Origin of the sequence: Brevundimonas sp., from assembly GCF_013823285.1 — a bacterium.
GTDB lineage: Bacteria > Pseudomonadota > Alphaproteobacteria > Caulobacterales > Caulobacteraceae > Brevundimonas.
The window spans coordinates 1-18,683 of sequence record NZ_PNLV01000030.1 but is presented as its reverse complement, the minus strand read 5'-3'; the positions used below and the strand labels follow the sequence as shown (position 1 = coordinate 18,683).

Annotated in this window: 17 protein-coding genes; 11 read left to right on the top strand and 6 right to left on the bottom strand. The window is 68.3% G+C overall.

Annotated elements, in window-relative coordinates; translation table 11 throughout:
* The first annotated feature begins 167 nt into the window (after nt 1–167).
* The 4 genes from C0461_RS06300 (at nt 168) to hisS (ending at nt 4,594) form a co-directional block, all read left to right on the top strand.
* Complete coding sequence (locus C0461_RS06300) at nt 168–1,046, top strand: 3-hydroxybutyryl-CoA dehydrogenase (protein ID WP_292104960.1); 879 nt, start codon at nt 168–170, stop codon at nt 1,044–1,046.
* Nucleotides 1,043–1,624, top strand: coding sequence for a phthalate transporter (locus tag C0461_RS06295; protein ID WP_292104958.1), 582 nt, complete (start codon nt 1,043–1,045; stop codon nt 1,622–1,624). The genes C0461_RS06300 and C0461_RS06295 overlap by 4 nt, the downstream gene beginning before the upstream one ends.
* A 98-nt stretch (nt 1,625–1,722) precedes the next feature.
* Nucleotides 1,723–2,961: a DUF418 domain-containing protein gene (locus C0461_RS06290; RefSeq protein ID WP_292104956.1), complete on the top strand. Its 1,239-nt coding sequence runs from the start codon at nt 1,723–1,725 to the stop codon at nt 2,959–2,961.
* Between the two features lie 142 nt (nt 2,962–3,103).
* Nucleotides 3,104–4,594: a histidine--tRNA ligase gene (gene hisS / locus C0461_RS06285; protein ID WP_292104954.1), complete on the top strand. Its 1,491-nt coding sequence runs from the start codon at nt 3,104–3,106 to the stop codon at nt 4,592–4,594.
* Between the two features lie 536 nt (nt 4,595–5,130).
* Here the strand turns inward: hisS and C0461_RS06280 are convergent.
* Entirely contained in the window at nt 5,131–7,251 is a 2,121-nt protein-coding gene (locus C0461_RS06280; RefSeq protein WP_292104952.1) for a M13-type metalloendopeptidase, read from the bottom strand.
* Between the two features lie 159 nt (nt 7,252–7,410).
* Here C0461_RS06280 and C0461_RS06275 point away from each other — a divergent pair, with 159 nt between their 5' ends.
* Nucleotides 7,411–9,234: a cation:proton antiporter gene (locus C0461_RS06275; protein WP_292104951.1), complete on the top strand. Its 1,824-nt coding sequence runs from the start codon at nt 7,411–7,413 to the stop codon at nt 9,232–9,234.
* A gap of 3 nt (nt 9,235–9,237) precedes the next feature.
* On the opposite strand, the gene C0461_RS06270 is transcribed toward C0461_RS06275, so the two are convergent.
* Nucleotides 9,238–9,762, bottom strand: a complete 525-nt coding sequence (locus C0461_RS06270) for a PH domain-containing protein (RefSeq protein WP_292104949.1) — start codon at nt 9,760–9,762, stop codon at nt 9,238–9,240.
* Between the two features lie 288 nt (nt 9,763–10,050).
* Here C0461_RS06270 and C0461_RS06265 point away from each other — a divergent pair, with 288 nt between their 5' ends.
* Entirely contained in the window at nt 10,051–10,716 is a 666-nt protein-coding gene (locus C0461_RS06265) for a TetR/AcrR family transcriptional regulator (protein ID WP_292104948.1), read from the top strand.
* 112 nt (nt 10,717–10,828) lie between these two features.
* On the top strand, nt 10,829–11,428 hold the full coding sequence (locus C0461_RS06260; protein WP_292104946.1) for an EipA family protein: 600 nt from the start codon (nt 10,829–10,831) through the stop codon (nt 11,426–11,428).
* A 183-nt stretch (nt 11,429–11,611) separates the two neighbouring features.
* Here the strand turns inward: C0461_RS06260 and C0461_RS06255 are convergent, their stop codons facing one another.
* Nucleotides 11,612–12,475, bottom strand: a complete 864-nt coding sequence (locus tag C0461_RS06255; RefSeq protein ID WP_292104944.1) for an NAD-dependent epimerase/dehydratase family protein — start codon at nt 12,473–12,475, stop codon at nt 11,612–11,614.
* 5 nt (nt 12,476–12,480) lie between these two features.
* Nucleotides 12,481–13,710 carry an NAD-dependent epimerase/dehydratase family protein gene (locus C0461_RS06250; RefSeq protein ID WP_292104943.1) on the bottom strand — a complete coding sequence of 410 codons (1,230 nt, stop codon included), beginning with the start codon at nt 13,708–13,710 and terminating at the stop codon, nt 12,481–12,483.
* Between the two features lie 222 nt (nt 13,711–13,932).
* On the opposite strand from C0461_RS06250, the gene C0461_RS06245 reads away from it, so the two are divergent.
* The 3 genes from C0461_RS06245 (at nt 13,933) to C0461_RS06235 (ending at nt 15,618) form a co-directional block, all read left to right on the top strand.
* Nucleotides 13,933–14,139 (top strand): DUF2093 domain-containing protein, encoded by a 207-nt coding sequence (locus C0461_RS06245; RefSeq protein WP_292104942.1) that lies wholly within the window; start codon nt 13,933–13,935, stop codon nt 14,137–14,139.
* Complete coding sequence (locus tag C0461_RS06240) at nt 14,136–14,978, top strand: M23 family metallopeptidase (protein ID WP_292104941.1); 843 nt, start codon at nt 14,136–14,138, stop codon at nt 14,976–14,978. Before C0461_RS06245 ends, C0461_RS06240 begins: the two co-directional genes overlap by 4 nt.
* 130 nt (nt 14,979–15,108) lie before the next feature.
* Nucleotides 15,109–15,618, top strand: coding sequence for a response regulator (locus C0461_RS06235; RefSeq protein ID WP_292104940.1), 510 nt, complete (start codon nt 15,109–15,111; stop codon nt 15,616–15,618).
* On the opposite strand, the gene C0461_RS06230 is transcribed toward C0461_RS06235, so the two are convergent.
* On the bottom strand, nt 15,561–16,547 hold the full coding sequence (locus C0461_RS06230; protein WP_292104939.1) for a lysophospholipid acyltransferase family protein: 987 nt from the start codon (nt 16,545–16,547) through the stop codon (nt 15,561–15,563). The genes C0461_RS06235 and C0461_RS06230 overlap by 58 nt on opposite strands.
* A complete protein-coding gene (locus tag C0461_RS06225; protein ID WP_292104937.1) occupies nt 16,537–17,307 on the bottom strand; it encodes an SDR family oxidoreductase in 771 nt (256 codons plus the stop codon). The genes C0461_RS06230 and C0461_RS06225 overlap by 11 nt, the downstream gene beginning before the upstream one ends.
* 96 nt (nt 17,308–17,403) lie before the next feature.
* On the opposite strand from C0461_RS06225, the gene C0461_RS06220 reads away from it, so the two are divergent.
* Complete coding sequence (locus C0461_RS06220; protein ID WP_292104935.1) at nt 17,404–18,678, top strand: EAL domain-containing protein; 1,275 nt, start codon at nt 17,404–17,406, stop codon at nt 18,676–18,678.
* Nucleotides 18,679–18,683 lie beyond the last annotated feature (5 nt).

The following is an 18,683-nucleotide window of genomic DNA, read 5'->3' as shown; positions in this document are numbered from 1 at the left end:
CCTTAACCGGCGGCGCAGCCCCCTCCGTCACGGCGCGTTCCGCGCCGCGCCACCTCCCCATGAAATGGGGAGGAGAGCGTTGACCACCCTTCCCCGCCGCCCCTTCCTTGGCGTAAGACAGCCGTCCGCGCGTTTCCGCGCGATCGGTTCAAGAGGCGTTCGACCGCATGGTTGAAATCAGGACGGTGGCTGTCATCGGCGCGGGCCAGATGGGCATGGGCATCGCCCATGTGGTGGCTCTCGGCGGCTATGACGTCAGGCTCTATGACGTGGGCGCGGACAAGCTGCCCGCCGCCATCGGCGCCATCGGCGCCAGCATGGCGCGCCAGGTCTCGCGCGGGACCGTGACGGCGGCCGACGCCGATGCGGCCCTGGCCCGCATCCTGCCCATCGAGACCCTCGCCGAAGCCGGCGGCGCCGATCTGGTGATCGAGGCCGCGACCGAGGACGAGGCCATCAAGAAGTCGGTCTTCCGCGACCTGACCCCGCACCTGGGCGCCGACACCCTGCTGGCGTCCAACACCTCGTCCATCTCCATCACGCGCCTGGCCTCGGTCACCGACCGGCCCGAACGCTTCATCGGCCTGCATTTCATGAAGCCTGCGCCGGCCATGAAGCTGGTGGAGCTGATCCGCGGCATCGCCACCTCGGGCCAGACCTACGAGACCGCCGTCGCCTTCGCCGAGGCCCTGGGCAAGACCACCACCGAGTCCGAGGACTTCCCCGCCTTCATCGTCAACCGCATTCTCGTGCCCATGATGAACGAGGCGATCTACACCCTGTACGAGGGCGTGGGGAACGTCACCGCCATCGACACGGCCCTGAAGCTGGGCGCCAACCACCCCATGGGGCCGCTGGAGCTGGCCGACTTCATGGGCCTGGACGTGGTGCTGGCCATCATGAACGTGCTGTACGAGGGCCTGGGCGACAGCAAATATCGCCCGTGCCCGCTGCTGGTGAAATATGTCGAGGCCGGCTGGCTGGGCCGAAAGACCGGTCGCGGCTTCTATGACTATTCCGGCGAAACCCCGGTTCCGACCCGATGAAGCACGACCTGAAGAACATCCGCGATGTAAGCGATCTGCCCGGTCAGGCGCCGATCAAGTGGCGTGGCATGCCGGGGCTGTGGGCCTTGATCGCCACCCTCGCCGCCATCGCATGGCCGCCGCTGATCCTGACCCTGCCGCTGATGCCGCCGTCGCAGATCATGCCCGGCTTCGACATGGACTGGCGGCTGCAGGTCCTGATCGCGGGCGTGATCGCGGTGCCGCTGGGCATGTACATGCTGGCGCGCGAACGCGACCGGTCCGGGTCGCCCTCCACCCGTCTGGGCGTGATCTGGCGCTTCCTGCTCTACGGCGGTCTTCTGGCTGCGCTGCTCCAGGTTCTGACGGCCCTGGTGATGACGGGCATGCGCTGGGTCGAGGCGGGCGCCCTCGCCCAAAGCCTGGGCGCGGCCGAGACCACCCTGCTGATCTTTGGCGTGGCGGGACTGCCGCTGGCCATGCTGATCGGCCTCAGCTACGCCCTGTGGGCCGGGCTCTGCGTGGCCCTGATCGCCTTCACGCCCAGGCCCCCGCCGGTGCGCCCGCGCGCCGGCCTGCTGGATTCCGAAGGCGTCTGAACCGCCGCCGCGGAATCATTACAGTCCTTTCACGAATCCCGGCTTGCCGATCGGGCGGATCGAGGCGACCCTCCCGCACGTCTGTCAGGGAGGGCGACATGACCGAAGCAGCCATCAACACATCAGAGCGCGATCCCGTCGCGGAGCCGATGCCCGTGCGCACATCCGACCGGCTCTTCAGCCTGGATGTGGTGCGCGGCTTCGCCGTGCTGGGCATTCTGGCGGTGAACGCCATCACCTTCGGCATGCCCGAGCCGGTCATGATGAACCCCTCGCTTCAGCCCGGCGGGCTGGAGGGCGAGGCGGCCGCGGCCTGGCAGACCATGCATGTGTTCTTCCAGGACAAGATGCGCACCCTGTTCTCCATGTTGTTCGGGGCGTCGATCTTCCTGATCGGCGGCGAGCGCAGCGACCTGACGCGCGGCAAGTTGCTCAGGAAGCGCCTGTTCTGGCTGGGGCTGTTCGGCCTGGCCCACGGTCTGTTCTTCTGGTTCGGCGACATCCTGCTGCTCTACGCCCTGACCGGGCTTCTGGTGTTGCTGGTGCGGTCCTGGAGTGCAAGGCGGCTTCTGATCGTGGGGGCCGTGCTGAACGTGACCCTGTCGGCGCTCTATGTGGGCGCCATCGCCCTGATGCGCATGGCGCCGCCCGAAGCTCTGGCGGATATGAACTGGGACGCCTCGCCCCAGCAGATTGCGGAAATGATCGCCGAGTATCAGGGCACGGCCCTCGAAACGACGCTGACCCTGATGGGCAGTTGGGTGTCGGTGGTTCCGTTCATGGCCATCGGTTTCATTCCGGCCACCGCGGCCCTGATGATGATCGGCATGGGACTCTACAAGAGCGGCTTCCTGGCCGGCCGCGCGCCCGCATGGATGTATGGACTGTTCATCGCCCTGGGCGCCGGCTCATTGTGGCTGATCTACGGAGAAAGCTCGGCCGTGATCGCCGCCGACTTCCCCATGGTCGAGACCATGATGCGCCCGGCCAACACCTTCCTGGCGCCGCTGGTGTCGCTGGCCTACGCCAGCGCCCTGATCCTGCTGGCGCGGTTCGGGCTGAAACTGATCCTGACGCCGCTGGCGAAGGCCGGGCAGATGGCCTTCACCAACTATCTGACCCAGACCCTGATCATGACCACCATCTTCTACGGCGGGCGCGGCCTGGGCTATTTCGGCCAGGTGGGCTGGCCCGAGATGTGGATGTTCATCATCGGCATCTGGGTGGTGCAGTTGATCTGGTCGCCCCTGTGGCTGTCGCGGTTCAGCATGGGGCCGCTGGAATGGGTCTGGCGCCGCCTGACCTACGGCAAGGGCGTCGCGTTGAAGCGGGCATAAGGTGCGCTGACGCTCGCCGCGCGGCGGCTCGCTGCTTGAGCGCATGTTTGTGCGCTGACGCTCGCCGCGCGGCGGCTCGCTGCTTGAGCGCGCGGGGAGCCTGACCATTGTCGCGGGGGACGTGATGGCGTAATCGCGCGCCATGACATCCCCCGCCGACACCACCGCCGAACCCGTCCGTCCCGAAGCCCGCGCGCCGCGCGGTTTCCAGGACCGGCGCGGTCATGACCTGGTGGCCGAGCGCCGCATCGTCCAGGCGGTGTCCGAGGTCTATGAGCGCTGGGGCTTCGAGCCGCTGGAGACATCGGCCTTCGAATACGCCGACGCCCTCGGCAAATTCCTGCCTGACGCCGACCGCCCCAACGAAGGCGTGTTCGCCCTGCAGGACGACGACGATCAGTGGATGGCCCTGCGCTATGACCTGACCGCGCCCCTGGCCCGGTTCGCGGCCCAGACCTGGGAGACCCTGCCCAAGCCGTTCCGCCGTTACGCCTTCGGGCCCGTGTGGCGAAACGAGAAGCCCGGCCCCGGCCGCTTCCGCGAATTCGTCCAGTGCGACGCCGACACCGTGGGCTCGGACCGGCCCGAGGCGGACGCCGAGATCATCGCCATGGCCGTCGAGGGCCTGCAGGCCGCCGGCCTCGCGCCTGGTCAGGCCGTCATCAAGATCGCCAGCCGCAAGCTGGTCAACGGGGTGCTTCAGGCCGCGGGCGTGACCGAACAGGGCCAGACCCTTGCGGTGCTCCGCGCGGTGGACAAGCTGGACCGGCTGGGGCCCGACGGGGTCAAGCTGTTGCTGGGCGAAGGCCGGCTGGACGAGTCCGGCGACTTCACCAAAGGCGCCGGACTGAACGCCAGGGGCATCGACGCCGTGCTGGCCTTCCTGGCTGTGCAGGCCGGGCCGCGCGATCAGGTCCTGAACGCCCTGGACGCCGTGGTCGGCGGCACTGAAGCGGGCGCCGAGGGGCTGAACGAGCTGGGCCGCATCAGCGCGGCGCTCAAGGCCATGGGCGTGGCCGACGCCGCCGCCGGCATCGACCCGTCCGTGGTGCGCGGGCTGGAGTACTACACCGGCGCCGTGTTCGAGGCCGAGCTGCTGCTGGACACCACTGACGACAAGGGCCGCCCGGTGCGCTTCGGCTCCATCGGCGGCGGCGGACGCTATGACGATCTGGTGGCCCGCTTCACCGGTGAGCGCACCCCCGCCACGGGCTTTTCCTTCGGCGTGTCGCGTCTGGTCTCGGCCTTGCGCGCGGCGGGCCGCGACCCGGCCGGGGACGCGCGGGGGCCCGTGGTGATCATCGCCTTTTCCGAAGACGACATGGCCCACTATTTCGCCGCCGCCTCGGAGCTGCGCGCCGCCGGGATCGCGGCCGAGGTCTATCTGGGCAAGGCGGGCATGAAGGCCCAGATGAAATACGCCGACCGGCGCGGCGCCCCGGCCGCCGTCATCATGGGCGGCGACGAGATCGCGGCGGGCAAGGTCACCATCAAGGATCTGGACCTGGGCCGCGAACTGGCCCGCAAGGTCGCCGACAACGACGCCTGGCGCAGCGAACGGCCGGGCCAGTCGCTGGTGGATCGCGCCGATCTGACGGCCACGGTGCGGGCCATTATGGATCACGGGAAATAACCTTCGCCATTGCGTGGGTTATCAGCGATCACCTTGCTTTTGCCCGGTTTTTCAAGGCTGCGGCGGCTTGACGCGCCCGCAATTTTGGCGTTTTGTTGCACTTGTGTGAAGCACGGCGCGCCTTCGGGCGAGCTGATGGTTCTCCGGCGTTTCGGGGAGGAAGCGCCCGCTCCGACAGAGAGCGAGAAGACCCGCCGCGATGTATCCCCCGCGGCGGGTTTTTTCTGTCTGGGACTCATCTTTGGTGCGCTAACGCTCGCGACGCAGTCGCTCGCTGCTTGAGCGCCGTCTTTGGTGCGCTAACGCTCGCGACGCGGTCGCTCGCTGCTTGAGCGCTCATCCCGGCGAAGGCCGGGATCCAGATGCGAAGTCAATGGCGTCAGGGAGCGAGACCAGACCCGTCGGGCAATCCTCCCGTAATCCAGCCTTGTGATCTGGATCCCGGCCTTCGCCCGGATGAGCGGGAGGGGAACCACCCACGAAAAAGGGCCGGGGCGTCGCCGCTCCGGCCCTTCCTCATGTCACGGAAACCTGCCTTACCAGAGGCGGACCCGGTCTTCCGGCGCCACATAGTAGCGGTCGCCCGGCTGCACGTCGAAGGCGTCGTACCAGGCGTCCACATTGCGCACCGGCCCGATCACGCGGAACTCGGCGGGCGAGTGCGGGCCCTGGGCCAGTTGCTGGCGCAGGGCGTCGTCGCGGTACAGGCCCCGCCACACCTGGGCCCAGCCCAGGAACACCCGCTGGTCGCCGGTATAGCCGTCCAGAACCGGCGCTTCCTGCCCGCCCAGAGATACCCGGTAGGCTTCCAGACCCAGGGTCACGCCGGCCAGATCGCCGATGTTCTCGCCCATGGCCAGGGCGCCCTGGATGAAGTGCCCGGGGATCGGCTCATAGGAGTCGTACTGGGCGCCCAGGATGTCGGTCTGGGCGACGAAGCGGGCGGCGTCTTCTTCCGTCCACCAGTCCTCCAGACGGCCGTCGCCGTCGGACTTGCGGCCCTGATCGTCGAAGCCGTGCCCGATCTCGTGGCCGATCACGCCGCCGATGGCGCCGTAGTTGACCGCCGGGTCGCCGTCGGGATCGAAGAACGGCGGCTGCAGGATCGCGGCCGGGAAGACGATCTCGTTCTTGGTCGAGGAATAGTAGGCGTTCACCGTCTGGGGCGTCATGAACCACTCGGCGTCGTCCACCGGACGGCCCAGACGGTTCAGATCGTAGTTCCAGCGCCACTGGCCCGAGCGGAGGTAGTTGCCGAACAGGTCGCCCGCCTGGATGTCCAGGTCGGAATAGTCGCGCCATTCATCCGGGTAGCCGATCTTGACGCCGAACTTGTCCAGCTTGTCCAGGGCGCGGACGCGGGTCTCCTCGCTCATCCAGTCCAGGTTGCGGATGCGCTCGCCCATGGCGGTCTTCAGGTTCTGGACCAGCTCCTCCATCTGGGCGCGGTGCTCCGGCGGGAACCAGCGGGCCACGTACAGACGGCCGAGGGCTTCACCCAGACGGCCCTGGGCGAAACTGACGCCGCGCTTGTCGCGGGGCCGCTGGGCCTGGGCGCCGGTCAGCTCGCGGGAGCGGAACTCCCACTGGGCGTCGCCGAAGCGCTCGGACAGATAGGGCGCGGCCTGATCCACGGTGTGGAACGCCTGCCAGGCGCGCAGGGTCTCCATGGGCGCCTCGGCGAAGACGCGCGCCATTTCCGGGAAGGCGGTGTTCTGGCTGACCACGAAGCGGTCCTGTTCGCCCAGTCCGGCCGCCTCGAAATAGGCGGCCCAGTCGAAGCCCGGCGCATAGGCGGTCAGCTCGGCTGTGGACATGGGGTTGTAGGTCAGGTCGCGATCGCGGCTCTGGATGCGGGTCCAGTGGGCGGTGGCGATGGCGGTCTCCATCTGCACCACGTCGGCGGCGGCCTGTTCGGCGTTCTCCCAGCCGGCCATGGTTAGCATCTGCGCCACATAGACCTGATAGGCGGCCAGCTTCTCGGCGAAATTCTCGGCCAGGTAATAGTCGCGGTTGGGCAGGCCGATGCCGCCCTGGCCCAGATAGACCGCATAGGCCTCCGGATTGCGGGCGTCGTCGCTGATGTAGGTCCCCCAGAACGAGCCGCCCGGGACGCCCTGGGTTCCGCCCATGTAGGCGGCCATGGCGTCATGGCTGTCGATGGCGCGGATGGCGGCCAGCATCGGCTGGATGGGCTGGGCGTCCAGGGCGTTGATGGCCGCCACGTCCATGAAGCTGTTGTAGGCGTCGCGGACCTTGGCTTCGTCGCTGCCGGCGGCGAGATCCCCGGATGCGGAAATCTCGGCGATCAGCGCCGTCATGCGGTTCTCGGACAGCTGGCTCAGCAGGTCGAACGAGCCGTAGCGGGTGCGGTCGGCCGGGATCTCCAGATTGTCCACATAGGTCCCGTTGGCGTAGCGGAAGAAGTCGTCGCCGGGGCGGACGCTGGTGTCGCGGCCTTCAAGGTCGAAGCCCCAGGTTCCGTAGCGCGGCGTCTCGATGCTCTCATAGCCCGTGGCGCCCAGTTGCGGCGCCTGGAACAGCGACAGCACGGTGCACGACTGGTTCATGCACTCGTGGTCGTGGCCGTCATCGGCCATGGCCGCCGCAGGCAGCAGCAGGGCGGCGACGGCGGCGCCGATCATCAGTCTTTTCATGGTGTTTCCCATAGCGGTCCCTGAGCCGGGACAAGGTCGGCCCACCATAAGGGTCCGGACCGCCCCCTGAACCTAAAAAAAAGTTCATCGAACCTTCGGCCGCTATCGCATCGGGGCGCGCGATGCCCTTTAGATGGGTGTCTGACAAGGTGGGGTTGAATGGCGGCCGAACACGCGGGCGAGTACAAGGATCTGGTGGTCTTCCTGGCCGCCGCCGGGGTGCTGGTGCCCATCTTCAGCCGGTTCAAGGTCAGCCCCGTGCTGGGCTTCCTGGCCGCAGGCGTGCTGCTGGGGCCCGACGGCCTGGGCCGGTTCGCCGACGTGGCCCCCTGGGTGGAGTGGCTGACCATCACCGACCGGTCGGACATGGCCGTCCTGGCCGAGCTCGGCGTGGCGTTCCTCTTGTTCATGATCGGGCTGGAGCTGTCCTGGGGACGGCTGAAGACCATGCGGCGCATGGTGTTTGGCCTGGGCGTGGCCCAGATTCTCGCCTGCACCGCCGCCCTCTCCGCCCTGTTCCTCGTCATGGGACAGACTCTCGACACCGCGCTGGTGGCGGGCATGGCCCTGGCGTTGTCGTCCACCGCCATCGTGCTGCCGGTCCTGGCTGAACGGAACCGTATGGGCGCGGGTTCGGGGCGGGCGACCTTCTCGATCCTGCTGGCCCAGGATCTGGCGGTGGCGCCGCTGCTGATCACCGTCACCGTGCTGGCGGCTCTGGCCGCGACCGCGGACGGCGGGCTGCACCCCGCCGCCATCGGCACGGCCCTTCTGACCCTCGCCCCCGCCGCCCTGGGGGTCGGGCTGATCGTCATTCTGGGCCGGCTGGTGCTGCGCCCCCTGTTCCGCTCGGTAGCCCGGGCGCCGGGGCGGGAGCTGTTCCTGGCCGCCGCCCTGCTGATCGTGGTCGGCGGCGGCGTGGCGGCCCAGGCGGCGGGCCTGTCCATGGGTCTGGGCGCCCTGATCGCGGGCCTGCTGCTGGCCGAGACCGAGTACCGGCGCGAGGTCGAGCTGGCCATCGAGCCTTTCAAGGGCCTGCTGCTGGGCGTCTTCTTCGTCAGCGTCGGCATCGGCCTGGATCTGGACGCCGTATTCGCCGAGCCGCTGCGCATCCTGTCGCTGGCCCTGGGACTGGTGGTTATCAAGGCGGCGGTGATCTTCACCCTGGCGCGCGTGGCGGGACTGAAGTCGCGCCAGGCCCTGGAGACCGCGCTCGTGCTGGGACCGGCCGGCGAGTTCGCCTTCGTCATCCTCAGCGCCGGTGTGGCCGAGGGCGTGGCCTCCCCCGCCTTCATCCAGTCGGTGCTGGTGTCCGCCACCCTGACCATGTTCGCCATCCCGTTGCTGGCCACCCTCGGCGCGCGCATCACGCGCCGCCCGCGTCGTCTTGAGACTGATGATGAGGTGGAGCAGGCGCCGGAGCTGACCCCGCCCGAGAGCACGGTGCTGATCGTCGGCTTCGGCCGGGTGGGACAGCTGGTGGCCGAAATGCTGAAGGCCCATGATCAGAGCTACATCGCCATCGATTCCAACTCCAGGGCCGTGACCGCCGCCCGCCGCAAGGGCGAGCCGGTCTATTACGGCGACGCCGCCAATCCGGAGATGCTGAAGCTGTGCGGCGTGGACGGCATCCGGGCCCTGGTCATCACCATGGACGCCCCCGGCAAGGTGGACGAGGTGGTGGGTGTGACCCGCACCCTGCGCGACGATCTGATCATCATCGCCCGCGCCCGCGATGACCGCCATGCGGAGCGACTCTATGCACTGGGCGTCACCGACGCGGTGCCGGAGACCATCGAGGCCAGCCTGCAGCTGGCCGAGAACACCCTGGTGGATCTGGGCGTGCCCATGGGCCTGGTCCTGGCCTCGGTGCACGAGCGCCGCGACGCGTTCCGGAAATCCTTCCAGGCCGCCATGCCCGAGGCGCGCCGCCGCCCCGCCCGCGCCCTGCGCGCGCGACTGCCCGAGCGCCCGGCCGAGTAGCCGTCAGTCGATCCCGGCGTGCTCGTCGTCCAGAGCGTCCTTGGCGTCCAGCATGGCGCGCTTGAAACCCAGCGGATCGGCGATGGTCTTCAGGTGATTGGCGCCCTGCTCGCTGGCGGTCAGGATCAGGATGTCGCCGAAACCCATGATGCGGCCGATCAGGGTCTGCTCGGTCTTCACGTCGTTCAGCTTCTCCAGAAGGCTGTCTGAGACCTTCTTGTTCAGCACCCCTTCCATCTGGATGATGCGGCGGCTGGTCATGACATTCATCTGATTGCGCCAGACCAGATGCTCCCAGATCCAGCCGCACAGGGGGATCACGGCCAGGCCCGCCACCCACATCCAGCGGTCGTCGCCCTCGTATGTGGTTCGGTAAAGCCAGGCCGCCCCCGCCAGCATGGCCCAGAAGGTCAGAGCCCACCACATGGTCCTGAACACGCGCACGATCCAGTGACGCCGGGTGATGCGCATGATGAGCTCATCATCACTCAGCACCTTCTTCAGGTACCCCGTCGCCCGATGGGCCATGGCCGCCTCCCCTCGCCGGAATGTCCGTTAACTATGCGGTTTCGGGGCGGGAATCGCCAGACGGGTTGTCCACCGGAAAACCTTTTCATTAACCTGTGGAACGCATTTTGGTCACCCTTGCGTGTTCAAAACAGCGCTCCGATTAGCCCGGTGACAACAAGTCACTGAATTTATTCGCAATAACCGATAAAAGTTCCGAGAGCTCAAATATCGAGGAGCCTCGTTTGAACGTGACCGGGGGGGTTACCGGTTCGGGCCGCAGCGCCCAAGCGTAGAGTGACAGTGAGTATGCGAGAGTCTTCCCTGAACGCACCCTTCGAGCCCGTCGACCAACCCGCTGACGGCCCCCGCCTCAATCGCCGCCAGGCCGCCAAGGTTCGCACGCGCCAGAAGGTGCTGGACGCCGCCCGGGATCTGTTCTCGGAGCGCGGCTATGACCCGGCGACCATCCGCGACATCGCCAAGGGCGCCGGTATGTCCACTGGCGCCGTGTTCGCCAATTTCCAGGACAAGGCTGAACTGTTCGAGGCCGTTCTGGCCGAGAACATGGAGCGCCTGACCGAGGTCGTGCGCGCATCCGCCGCCCCGTCCGGTCCGGTCAAGGCGCGCCTGACTACGGCGCTTGACGCCGGCTATCATCACACCCTGGGCCACCTGCCCCTGATGCAGGCCATCGTCGCCCGGTCCTGGTTCCAGCCCCAGGAGGCCGAACAGCGCGCCCGCGGCTTCACCAAGGGCCTGTTGTCGGTGATCGGCGAGGTGCTGCGCGACGGCGTGCGCTCGGGCGAACTGAAGCAGGATGTGGACACCCGTCTGGTGGGCGACATGGTGTGGGATTCCTGGCTGACCAACTATCGCGGCGCGGCCTATGACGGGTGGGACGAAAAGGCCCTGTCCGAGCGCCTGTCGCGTCAGCTGGACGTGATCCTGGCCGGAGCGTCGGCCAAGGGCTGACGCGGTCGCAGGCGCGGCGCCTTACCGCGCCGTTAACCCTGTGGCCGTACATGCGCCGTAAAAACCGGGGAAGTTCGGGACTGATCCTGATTCCCCGCTGACGGAGCCGCCCATGCAACGCCGCCAACTGATCCTTTCCGGTCTCGCCGCCGGCGCCGTGGGCGCCTGCGCCACCCGCCAGCCGGCCGATCCCAACTATCCGATCCGTTCCGACGCCACGGCCCCCGCCTACACCTTCGACGAACTGGTGGCCGCCGGTTCCCGTGAACTGGGCATCGCCGCCGAGGCCATCGGCGCGGCCATCGAACGGGTGTTCGCCGACCAGGGCGACCGCCCCACCGGCTACATCGCCGGCGAGGAAGGTTCGGGCGCGGCCGCCATCGGCCTGCGCTATGGCCGCGGCGCCCTTCACATGAAGGACCTCAGCGCCTCCCAGGAAGTGTTCTGGCAGGGCATCTCCGTGGGCTGGGACTTCGGCGGCAACGCCAGCCGGGTGTTCACCCTGGTCTACGGCCTGTTCCATCCGGACATGCTGTACCGCCGCTACCCGGGCGTCGAGGGGACGGCCTATCTGATCGCGGGTCTGGGCGTGAACTACCAGCAGGCGGACGGCATCGTCCTGGCCCCCATCCGCACCGGGGTCGGCCTGCGCCTGGGCGCCAACGTGGGCACCATGGCCTACAGCCGCCAGCGGAATTTGCTGCCTTTCTAGGAGTCGCCTCTCCTCCCCACGCCGTGGGGAGGGGGACCGCGCCCGAAAGGGCGTGGTGGAGGGGGCGGCTCGATGTTGGCCGCATGACCCATTATCCCTGACCGCCGGCGCCGCCCCCTCCGTCACGGGCGCTGACTCGCGCCCGCGCCACCTCCCCATCCCATGTGATGGGGATGAGAGGGATCAGCCGGCCGCCAGTATCGCCTCGATCCCCTCGCGGTAGCTGGCGAACGCCGGCCGCCAGCCCAGCTCGGCCTTGGCCCGGGCGTTGGAGACGCGTTTGGAGTCCAGATAGAACCGCCGCATGGTCTCGCTGACCGACGGATCGGTCCACTCGGTCTCGGGCGGCGGCGCCAGCTCCATGCGGCGCGCGGTCCATTCGGTCACCACATCTGCGGGCGCCGGCTCGTCATCGGCCAGATTGTAGAGCCCGCCCGGGCGGGGCCGCGCCATGGAGGCGAACAGGCCCGAGGCGGCGTCGTCCACATGGATGCGGTTGAAGATCTGGCCCGGCTTGCGCACCAGCCGCGCCGTGCCCGCCCGCAGCCGGTCCACCGGCGAGCGCCCCGGGCCGTAGATGCCGGGCAGGCGGAAAATCTGAACGGTCAGACCGAGGCCCGGGCCGGCTTCCAGCCATTCCCGTTCCGCCCGCACCCGCCGGGCGCCCTGGATGCTGGCGGCGTTCAGCGGGTCGTCCTCGAACACCCAGCCCCCGGCCCGGTCGCCATAGACGGCGGTGGATGAGACATAACCGATCCAGTCGGGATAGGCGCCCGCCGCCGCCAGGGCCGGCAGCAACACGCGAGCGCCGGGACAGCCTCGCGCGTCGGGCGGGGCTGCGACGACGATGGCGTGGGCCCCGGCCGCCGCGCGGGCCAGCGCCCCTGCGTCCTCCGGGTCGAGCGCGGCGATGCTTCTGGCCTCCAGCGCCTGTCGCCGCTCGGGCGAGCGCGAGGTCAGCACCGCACGGGCGCCCTCTGCGTCAGCGCGCCGCGCGATGGCCTCGCCCAGATAGCCGCCGCCGAAAACAAGGACTGTGCGGGACAAGGCGATCAACTCGCCTGGCGCGTCTCGAGACGGGTGACACTGGCCCCTGTCTGATCCCGCGACGCCTGTTCGCGCGCGGCGTTCCAGTGCGAGACGCACGGCACCTTGGAAAGATCGGCGCGGTCGGCGTAGCGGCGGGCGACGTCGGTCACCTCGTCAAGCAGGCCCTGGGCCAGGGTAATGGGCTTCAGGCCCAGGTCGCGGAACTTGTCGTTGGCCACCACCAGGTCGTTCTCGTCAGCCTCGTGGCGGGGATTGGGCACATTGGCGATCTCGGCGCCCGTCATTTCGGCAATCATGCCGGCCAGGTCACGCACCCGGTGGCTCTCGGTCATCTGGTTCAGGATCTTGACCCGGTCGCCCGGCTTCGGCGCGTTCTCGAGGGCCAGTTCGATGCAGCGCACCGTGTCCTGGATGTGAATGAAGGCCCGCGTCTGGCCGCCTGAACCGTGGACGGTCAGGGGATGGCCCACCGCCGCCTGCATCAGAAAGCGGTTCAGCACCGTGCCGTAGTCTCCGTCATAGTCGAAGCGGTTGATCAGGCGCTCGTCCTGGCGCGTCTCCTCGGTCTGGGTGCCCCAGACGATTCCCTGGTGCAGGTCGGTGATCCGCACCCCGTCGTTCTTGGCGTAGAACTGGAACAGCAGGGCGTCCTGGGTCTTGGTCATGTGATAGATGGAGCCGGGGTTCGGCGGGAACAGGATCTCCTGCTCCACCGGGCCGCGGTCGGTCTCCACCGTCACGGTCAGATAGCCTTCGGGAATGGTCAGCCCGGCGGTGGCGTAGCCATAGACGCCCATGGTGCCCAGATGCGCCAGATGGATGTCCAGCCCGCTCTCCACCATGGCCGCCAGCACATGGTTGGTGGCGTTCAGATTGTTGTCGACGGTGTAGAGCTTGTGCCGCGCCGACTTCATGGAATAGGGCGCGGCGCGCTGTTCGGCGAAATGGACGATGGCGTCGGGCTTCTCGTCCTTCAGCAGGGCGACGAAGCGGTCGAACTCCTTGCCCAGGGTCAGGTTGTGAAAGTCGATCTGGCGGCCCGAGATGGCCTTCCAGGCGGCGATGCGCTCGCCGATGGGCCGGATCGGGGTCAGGGACGCCACCTCCAGCTCGTTGTCGATGTTCCGCCGCGACAGGTTGTCCACCACGGTGACGTCCCAGCCCCGCGCCGACAGATGCAGCGCGGTGGGCCAGCCGCAGAAGCCGTCGCCGCCGAGAACCAGAACACGCATTACACAAATTTCCCTTGCGGTTTCAGACCCTGCCTAGCCCATGCGCCGCGCTCTAGGAAGCGCCCGGACGCATGCGCATCATAGACCGTCATGTGGCCACAACGGGTCAGGCGCGTATTTTGTCGATCATTGTCACGGGAGCGGCGGGATTCGCGGACGGGTGCCGGAATTTTGAGCCGGCCCGCGACTGACACACGGCCCGCGCGGCGTTAGAGAGGAACCATGAACGCCCGTGATCCCAATCCCGACGGTCTGGCCCGGCTTCACTATGGCGACTGCGACTATGTGGTGCTCAAGCCCGGGCGCTTCGTCGTCTGCGCCGTGACGGCCCGCCAGATCCCGCTGGACGCCCTGCGCTACTGGAGCATCGATCTTCAGGAAGCCTATGTGGGCCCGGCCGAGCTTATGGAACGGGCGGCGGCGGCATGATCGCCGCCCGCCGATCCTTCCTGCTGGGCGCCGGCGCCCTGGGCCTGGCCGGACCCGCCTGGTCCCGCGAGGGCCTCTCCCTGGACGGACGGTTCGTCCAGGGCGGCTTCGCCATGGGCCGCACCTGGCCCCGCGCCATCGTCTTCGTGGACGGCGAGGCCCTGACCACCGCCTCGGCGGCGGGGCTGTTCATCGTCGGCTTCGACCGGGACGCCCCGACGTCGGCCCGGATCGAGGTCCTGTCCGGTGTCCGGCGCGAGAGCCGTGATCTGACCATCGCCCCGGGCGATTTCGCCATCACCCGCATCGACGGCCTGCCGCCCCAGACGGTGACTCCCACCGCGCCCGAGGTCCTGGCCCGCATCCAGCGCGAGGCGGCGCTCAAGACCGAAGGCTTCGCCAGCCGCGCGGACGCCGACCATTTCAACGGCGGCTTCATCCGTCCGCTGGAGACCTGGCGGGTCACCAGCCGCTGGGGCGCCCAGCGCGTCCTGAACGGCACCCCGGCCCGGCCCCACTACGGCATCGACCTTGGCGCGCCGACCGGCGCGGTGATCCGCGCCCCCGCCGACGGCCTGGTCACCCTGGCCGAGCCGGACCTGCATTTCGAGGGCGGGCTGACCCTGATCGATCACGGTCAGGGCCTGATCTCGGCCTATCTGCACCAGTCGCGTCTGGACGTGCGTCCCGGCCAGCAGGTGATCCAGGGCGAGCCGATCGGCCGGGTCGGCGCCAGCGGCCGGGCCACGGGCCCCCACCTGTGCTGGCGCCTGAAATGGCGCGACCGAAACCTCGATCCGAGCCTGCTGGTCGGCGCAGGGGCTCCGCCGCCGGCCTGACCCTTCCCCGGCCGGTCATGGTAGCGGTTCCATGGCCAAGTCTCGCATTCTTTGGGGATTTTCACGCCCCCCGTTTGTGCCTAACTTGCGCCGAATCGGCGGGGAGCCGGTGACAGAGGAACTCCGCACGATGGCGGCGATGGACGCGCTTGAGGTTCTGCTGGTGGACGACAACCAGCACATGCGCATGATTGCGGGAGCCATTCTGAAGTCCGCGGGCATCCGCCGCATCCATGAGGTGGACGACGGCGCCGAGGCGCTGAAGGTGCTGGACCACCTGCCCATCGACCTGGCCATCGTCGATTTCAACATGTTCCCGCTGGACGGTGTGGAGTTCACCCGCATGGTCCGCAACAGCCCCGACAGCGCCAACCCCTATCTGCCGATCATCATGATGACCGGCCATTCCGAGCGGGCCAGGGTCCAGGAGGCGCGCGACGCCGGCGTCACCGAATTCGTGGTCAAGCCGGTCACGCCCAAGGCGATGCTGGACCGGATCCACGCCGTGATCTTCCACCCGCGCCCCTTCGTCAAGGCGGACGACTATTTCGGCCCCTGCCGCCGCAGAAAGACGCCCTTCGACTACGCCGGGCCCTTCCGCCGCTCCACCGATGCGGGCTCCACGTCCAACGTCGCATAGACGTCCTCGGGCCAGCGCTTGTGGGTCCAGAACCATTCCTCGGGCCGCGACCGCACCTGATCCTCAATGAAGCGGGTGATGGCCTGGGTCGCCTCCTCCACGGCCCGGGCCTTGTCGGCGGGAGACGTGGCCGGGCGCACCCGCATCTCGGGATGGAAGGTCACTTTCAGCCGGGCCGGGCCTGACCGCTCCACCGTCACCGGAATGATCGGCGCGTCGAACCGCTGGGCCAGGCGGCTGGGGCCGGTAGCGGTGTTCACCGGATGGCCGAAGAAGGCCACCGCCGGCCCCTCACGGAATTTCTGATCGTTCAGCAGGGCCACGGACTCGCCGCGCTTCATGCCGTCCAGCAGCTCGCGCGCGCCGTCCCCGCCCTTGGCCGCCATCAGCTCCACGCCATAGCGGGCGCGGCCGTCGATGATCATGCGGTCCACATAGGGATTGTTGCCCGCCCGGTAGGTGATCTGGGTCTTCAGCCCGGTGGAGACGATGGCCGCGGCCATGGCCTCCCAGTTCGAGAAGTGTCCCGAGACCAGCACCGCCGCCCGGCCGCTGTCCCGTATGGCGTGCAGCCGTTCGGCCCCCACCACCTCCACCCGCCCCGTCGCCGGGGTGATGCGGTCCATCAGCGGAAACTCGGCGAAGGTCCGGCCCGTGCTTTCCCACTGGGCGCGGGACAGGGCGCGGCGCCCGGCCTCGTCCAGATCAGGAAAGGCCAGGCGCAGGTTCCTCTGCACCGTCTTCTCGGTGCCGGTCATGGGGCCGATGCGGGCCACCAGCCAGGCGCCGAAATTGGACGCCGTCTCCACCGGCAGGGCCCGCATCAGGCCGGAATAGGCCGAAAAGGCCGCCGCCTGGGCCAGCCAGCCCAGGCGTTTGCCGGGCGACGGACGGTCGTCCCGGCCGGCGACATGGCCCTTACCAGGCAATGGTGACCCCGCCGTCGATCACCAGGGTCTGGCCGGTCATGTAGGCGGAGGCCGGCGCCGCCAGATAGACCGCCGCCCCGGCGATCTCGTCCGGCTGGCCGATGCGCTTCAGGGGCGCCGGCTCGGTGACGGTCTTCAGCAGGTCCGGGTTCTCCCACAGGTATTTGGCGAAGTCGGTCTGGACCAGGCCCGGCGCGATGCAGTTCACCCGCACGTTGGAGGGCCCCCACTCCACCGCCAGATTGCGCGCCATCTGCATGTCGGCGGCCTTGGAGACATTGTAGGCGCCGATCAGGGCGTTGCCCCGCAAGCCGCCGATGGACGACAGCAGGATGATCGAGCCGTCCTTCCGCTCCAGCATCTGGGGCGCGACCATCTGGATCAACCAGTGATTCGAGATGACGTTGTTCTGGAGAATCTTTCCGAACTGCTCGTCGGTGATCCCGGCCATGGGCCCGGCGTAGGGATTGGTGGCGGCGTTGCACACCAGAATGTCGATCTTGCCGAAGGCGGCGTTGGTCTCGTCCACCAGACGCTGCAGGTCTTCCTTCGATGCGATGTTGGCCGGAACGGCGATGGCGCGGCCTTCGCCGTGCTTCGCATTGATGGCCTGGGCGACCTCGTCGCAGGGCCCCGCCTTGCGCGACGAGATGACGACATTGGCCCCGTGATCGGCCATCTGCTCGGCGATGGCCTTGCCGATGCCCTTGGAAGACCCGGTGATGACGGCGGTTTTCCCCGACAAATCGAACAGTTTCATGCGTTAACCTTCTTGTTCCCCTATACGGCACTAGCCGCGGACCCCTGATACCCCGATACTCGGGCGATTCCATCCGGGAAGGCGGCGATCCATCCCATGCGCAAGATCACATCCGGGCTGCTCCTTGCATCCTATCTGTTCCTGGGCCTGACGGTCTCGGCGCTCATCTGGCGCGCGGGCTTCGGGCTGGGCAATGCGACGGCGGCCTTCTTCGGGGCGCTGGGCGTGGGCATGGCCCTGCACGCCCTGGTGACCGGCTCGCTGGACCGCCGCGCCATCCGCCGCGAGGTCGAGGCCGTGCGTCAGGCCCACCGCCTGCTGGCCGACGCCATGGAGAACACCCAGAACGCCCTCAGCGAACTGGCCCAGGCCATCGAGACCGGCGCCCTGTCGCGCACCGAGGAGCTGACCACCGAGGTCCGCATGCTGGAAAGCCTGGTCACCCAGATCAGCGAGGGCCTCGAGGCCAAGCTGGCCGCCACACCGACCTACCCGCCCGGCAGCCTCGAAGCCCGCATCTATCAGCAGTCCAACGCCCTGCTCCGCACGGTCCAGGACGCCCTGGCCGACAACCGGGTGGATCTTTACCTGCAGCCGGTGGTCACCCTGCCCCAGCGGCGCACCACCTTCTACGAGAGCTTCACCCGCCTGCGCGACGGCACCGGCCGGGTGCTGATGCCCGCCGAATATCTGTCGGTGGCCGAGGGCGAGGGCCTGGTCCCCGCCATCGACAACCTGCTGCTGTTCCGCTGCGCCCAGATCGTGCGGCGGCTGGCGACGCAGGACCGCAAGGTGGGGGTGTTCTGCAACGTCTCCCTGACCTCCCTGGGCGACGAGACCTTCTTCCCCAAATTCCTCGAGTTCCTCAGCGAGAACCGCGACCTGAAGGACGCCCTGATCTTCGAGCTGGGCCAGGCGGTGTTCGACGCGCGCGGCGCGGTCGAGGCCCGCAACATGGCCAAGCTGGCCGACCTGGGCTTCCGCTTCTCCATCGACAAGGTCCAGACCCTGGACTTGGACTTCACCGACCTGCAGCGCTCCGACGTGAAATTCGTCAAGATCTCCGCCGACCTGCTGATCGAACAGTTGCTGGATCAGGACGCGGGCGCGGCCCTGCCGTCCCTGCGCGACATCCAGGCCGCCGACTTCGCCGGTCTGGTGCGCCGCTACGGCATGGAGGTCATCGCCGAAAAGGTGGAGACCGAACGTCAGGTGGTGGACGTGCTGGAGCTGGACATCGCCATGGGCCAGGGCCACCTGTTCGGCGAACCCCGCGCCATCAAGGAAGCCGTGCTGGCCGAGGCGGACACCCCGTCCGACTTCGTCCGCGACACCCTGCAAAGCGCCGAACGCCGCCGCCGCTTCGCCTGAGTTCG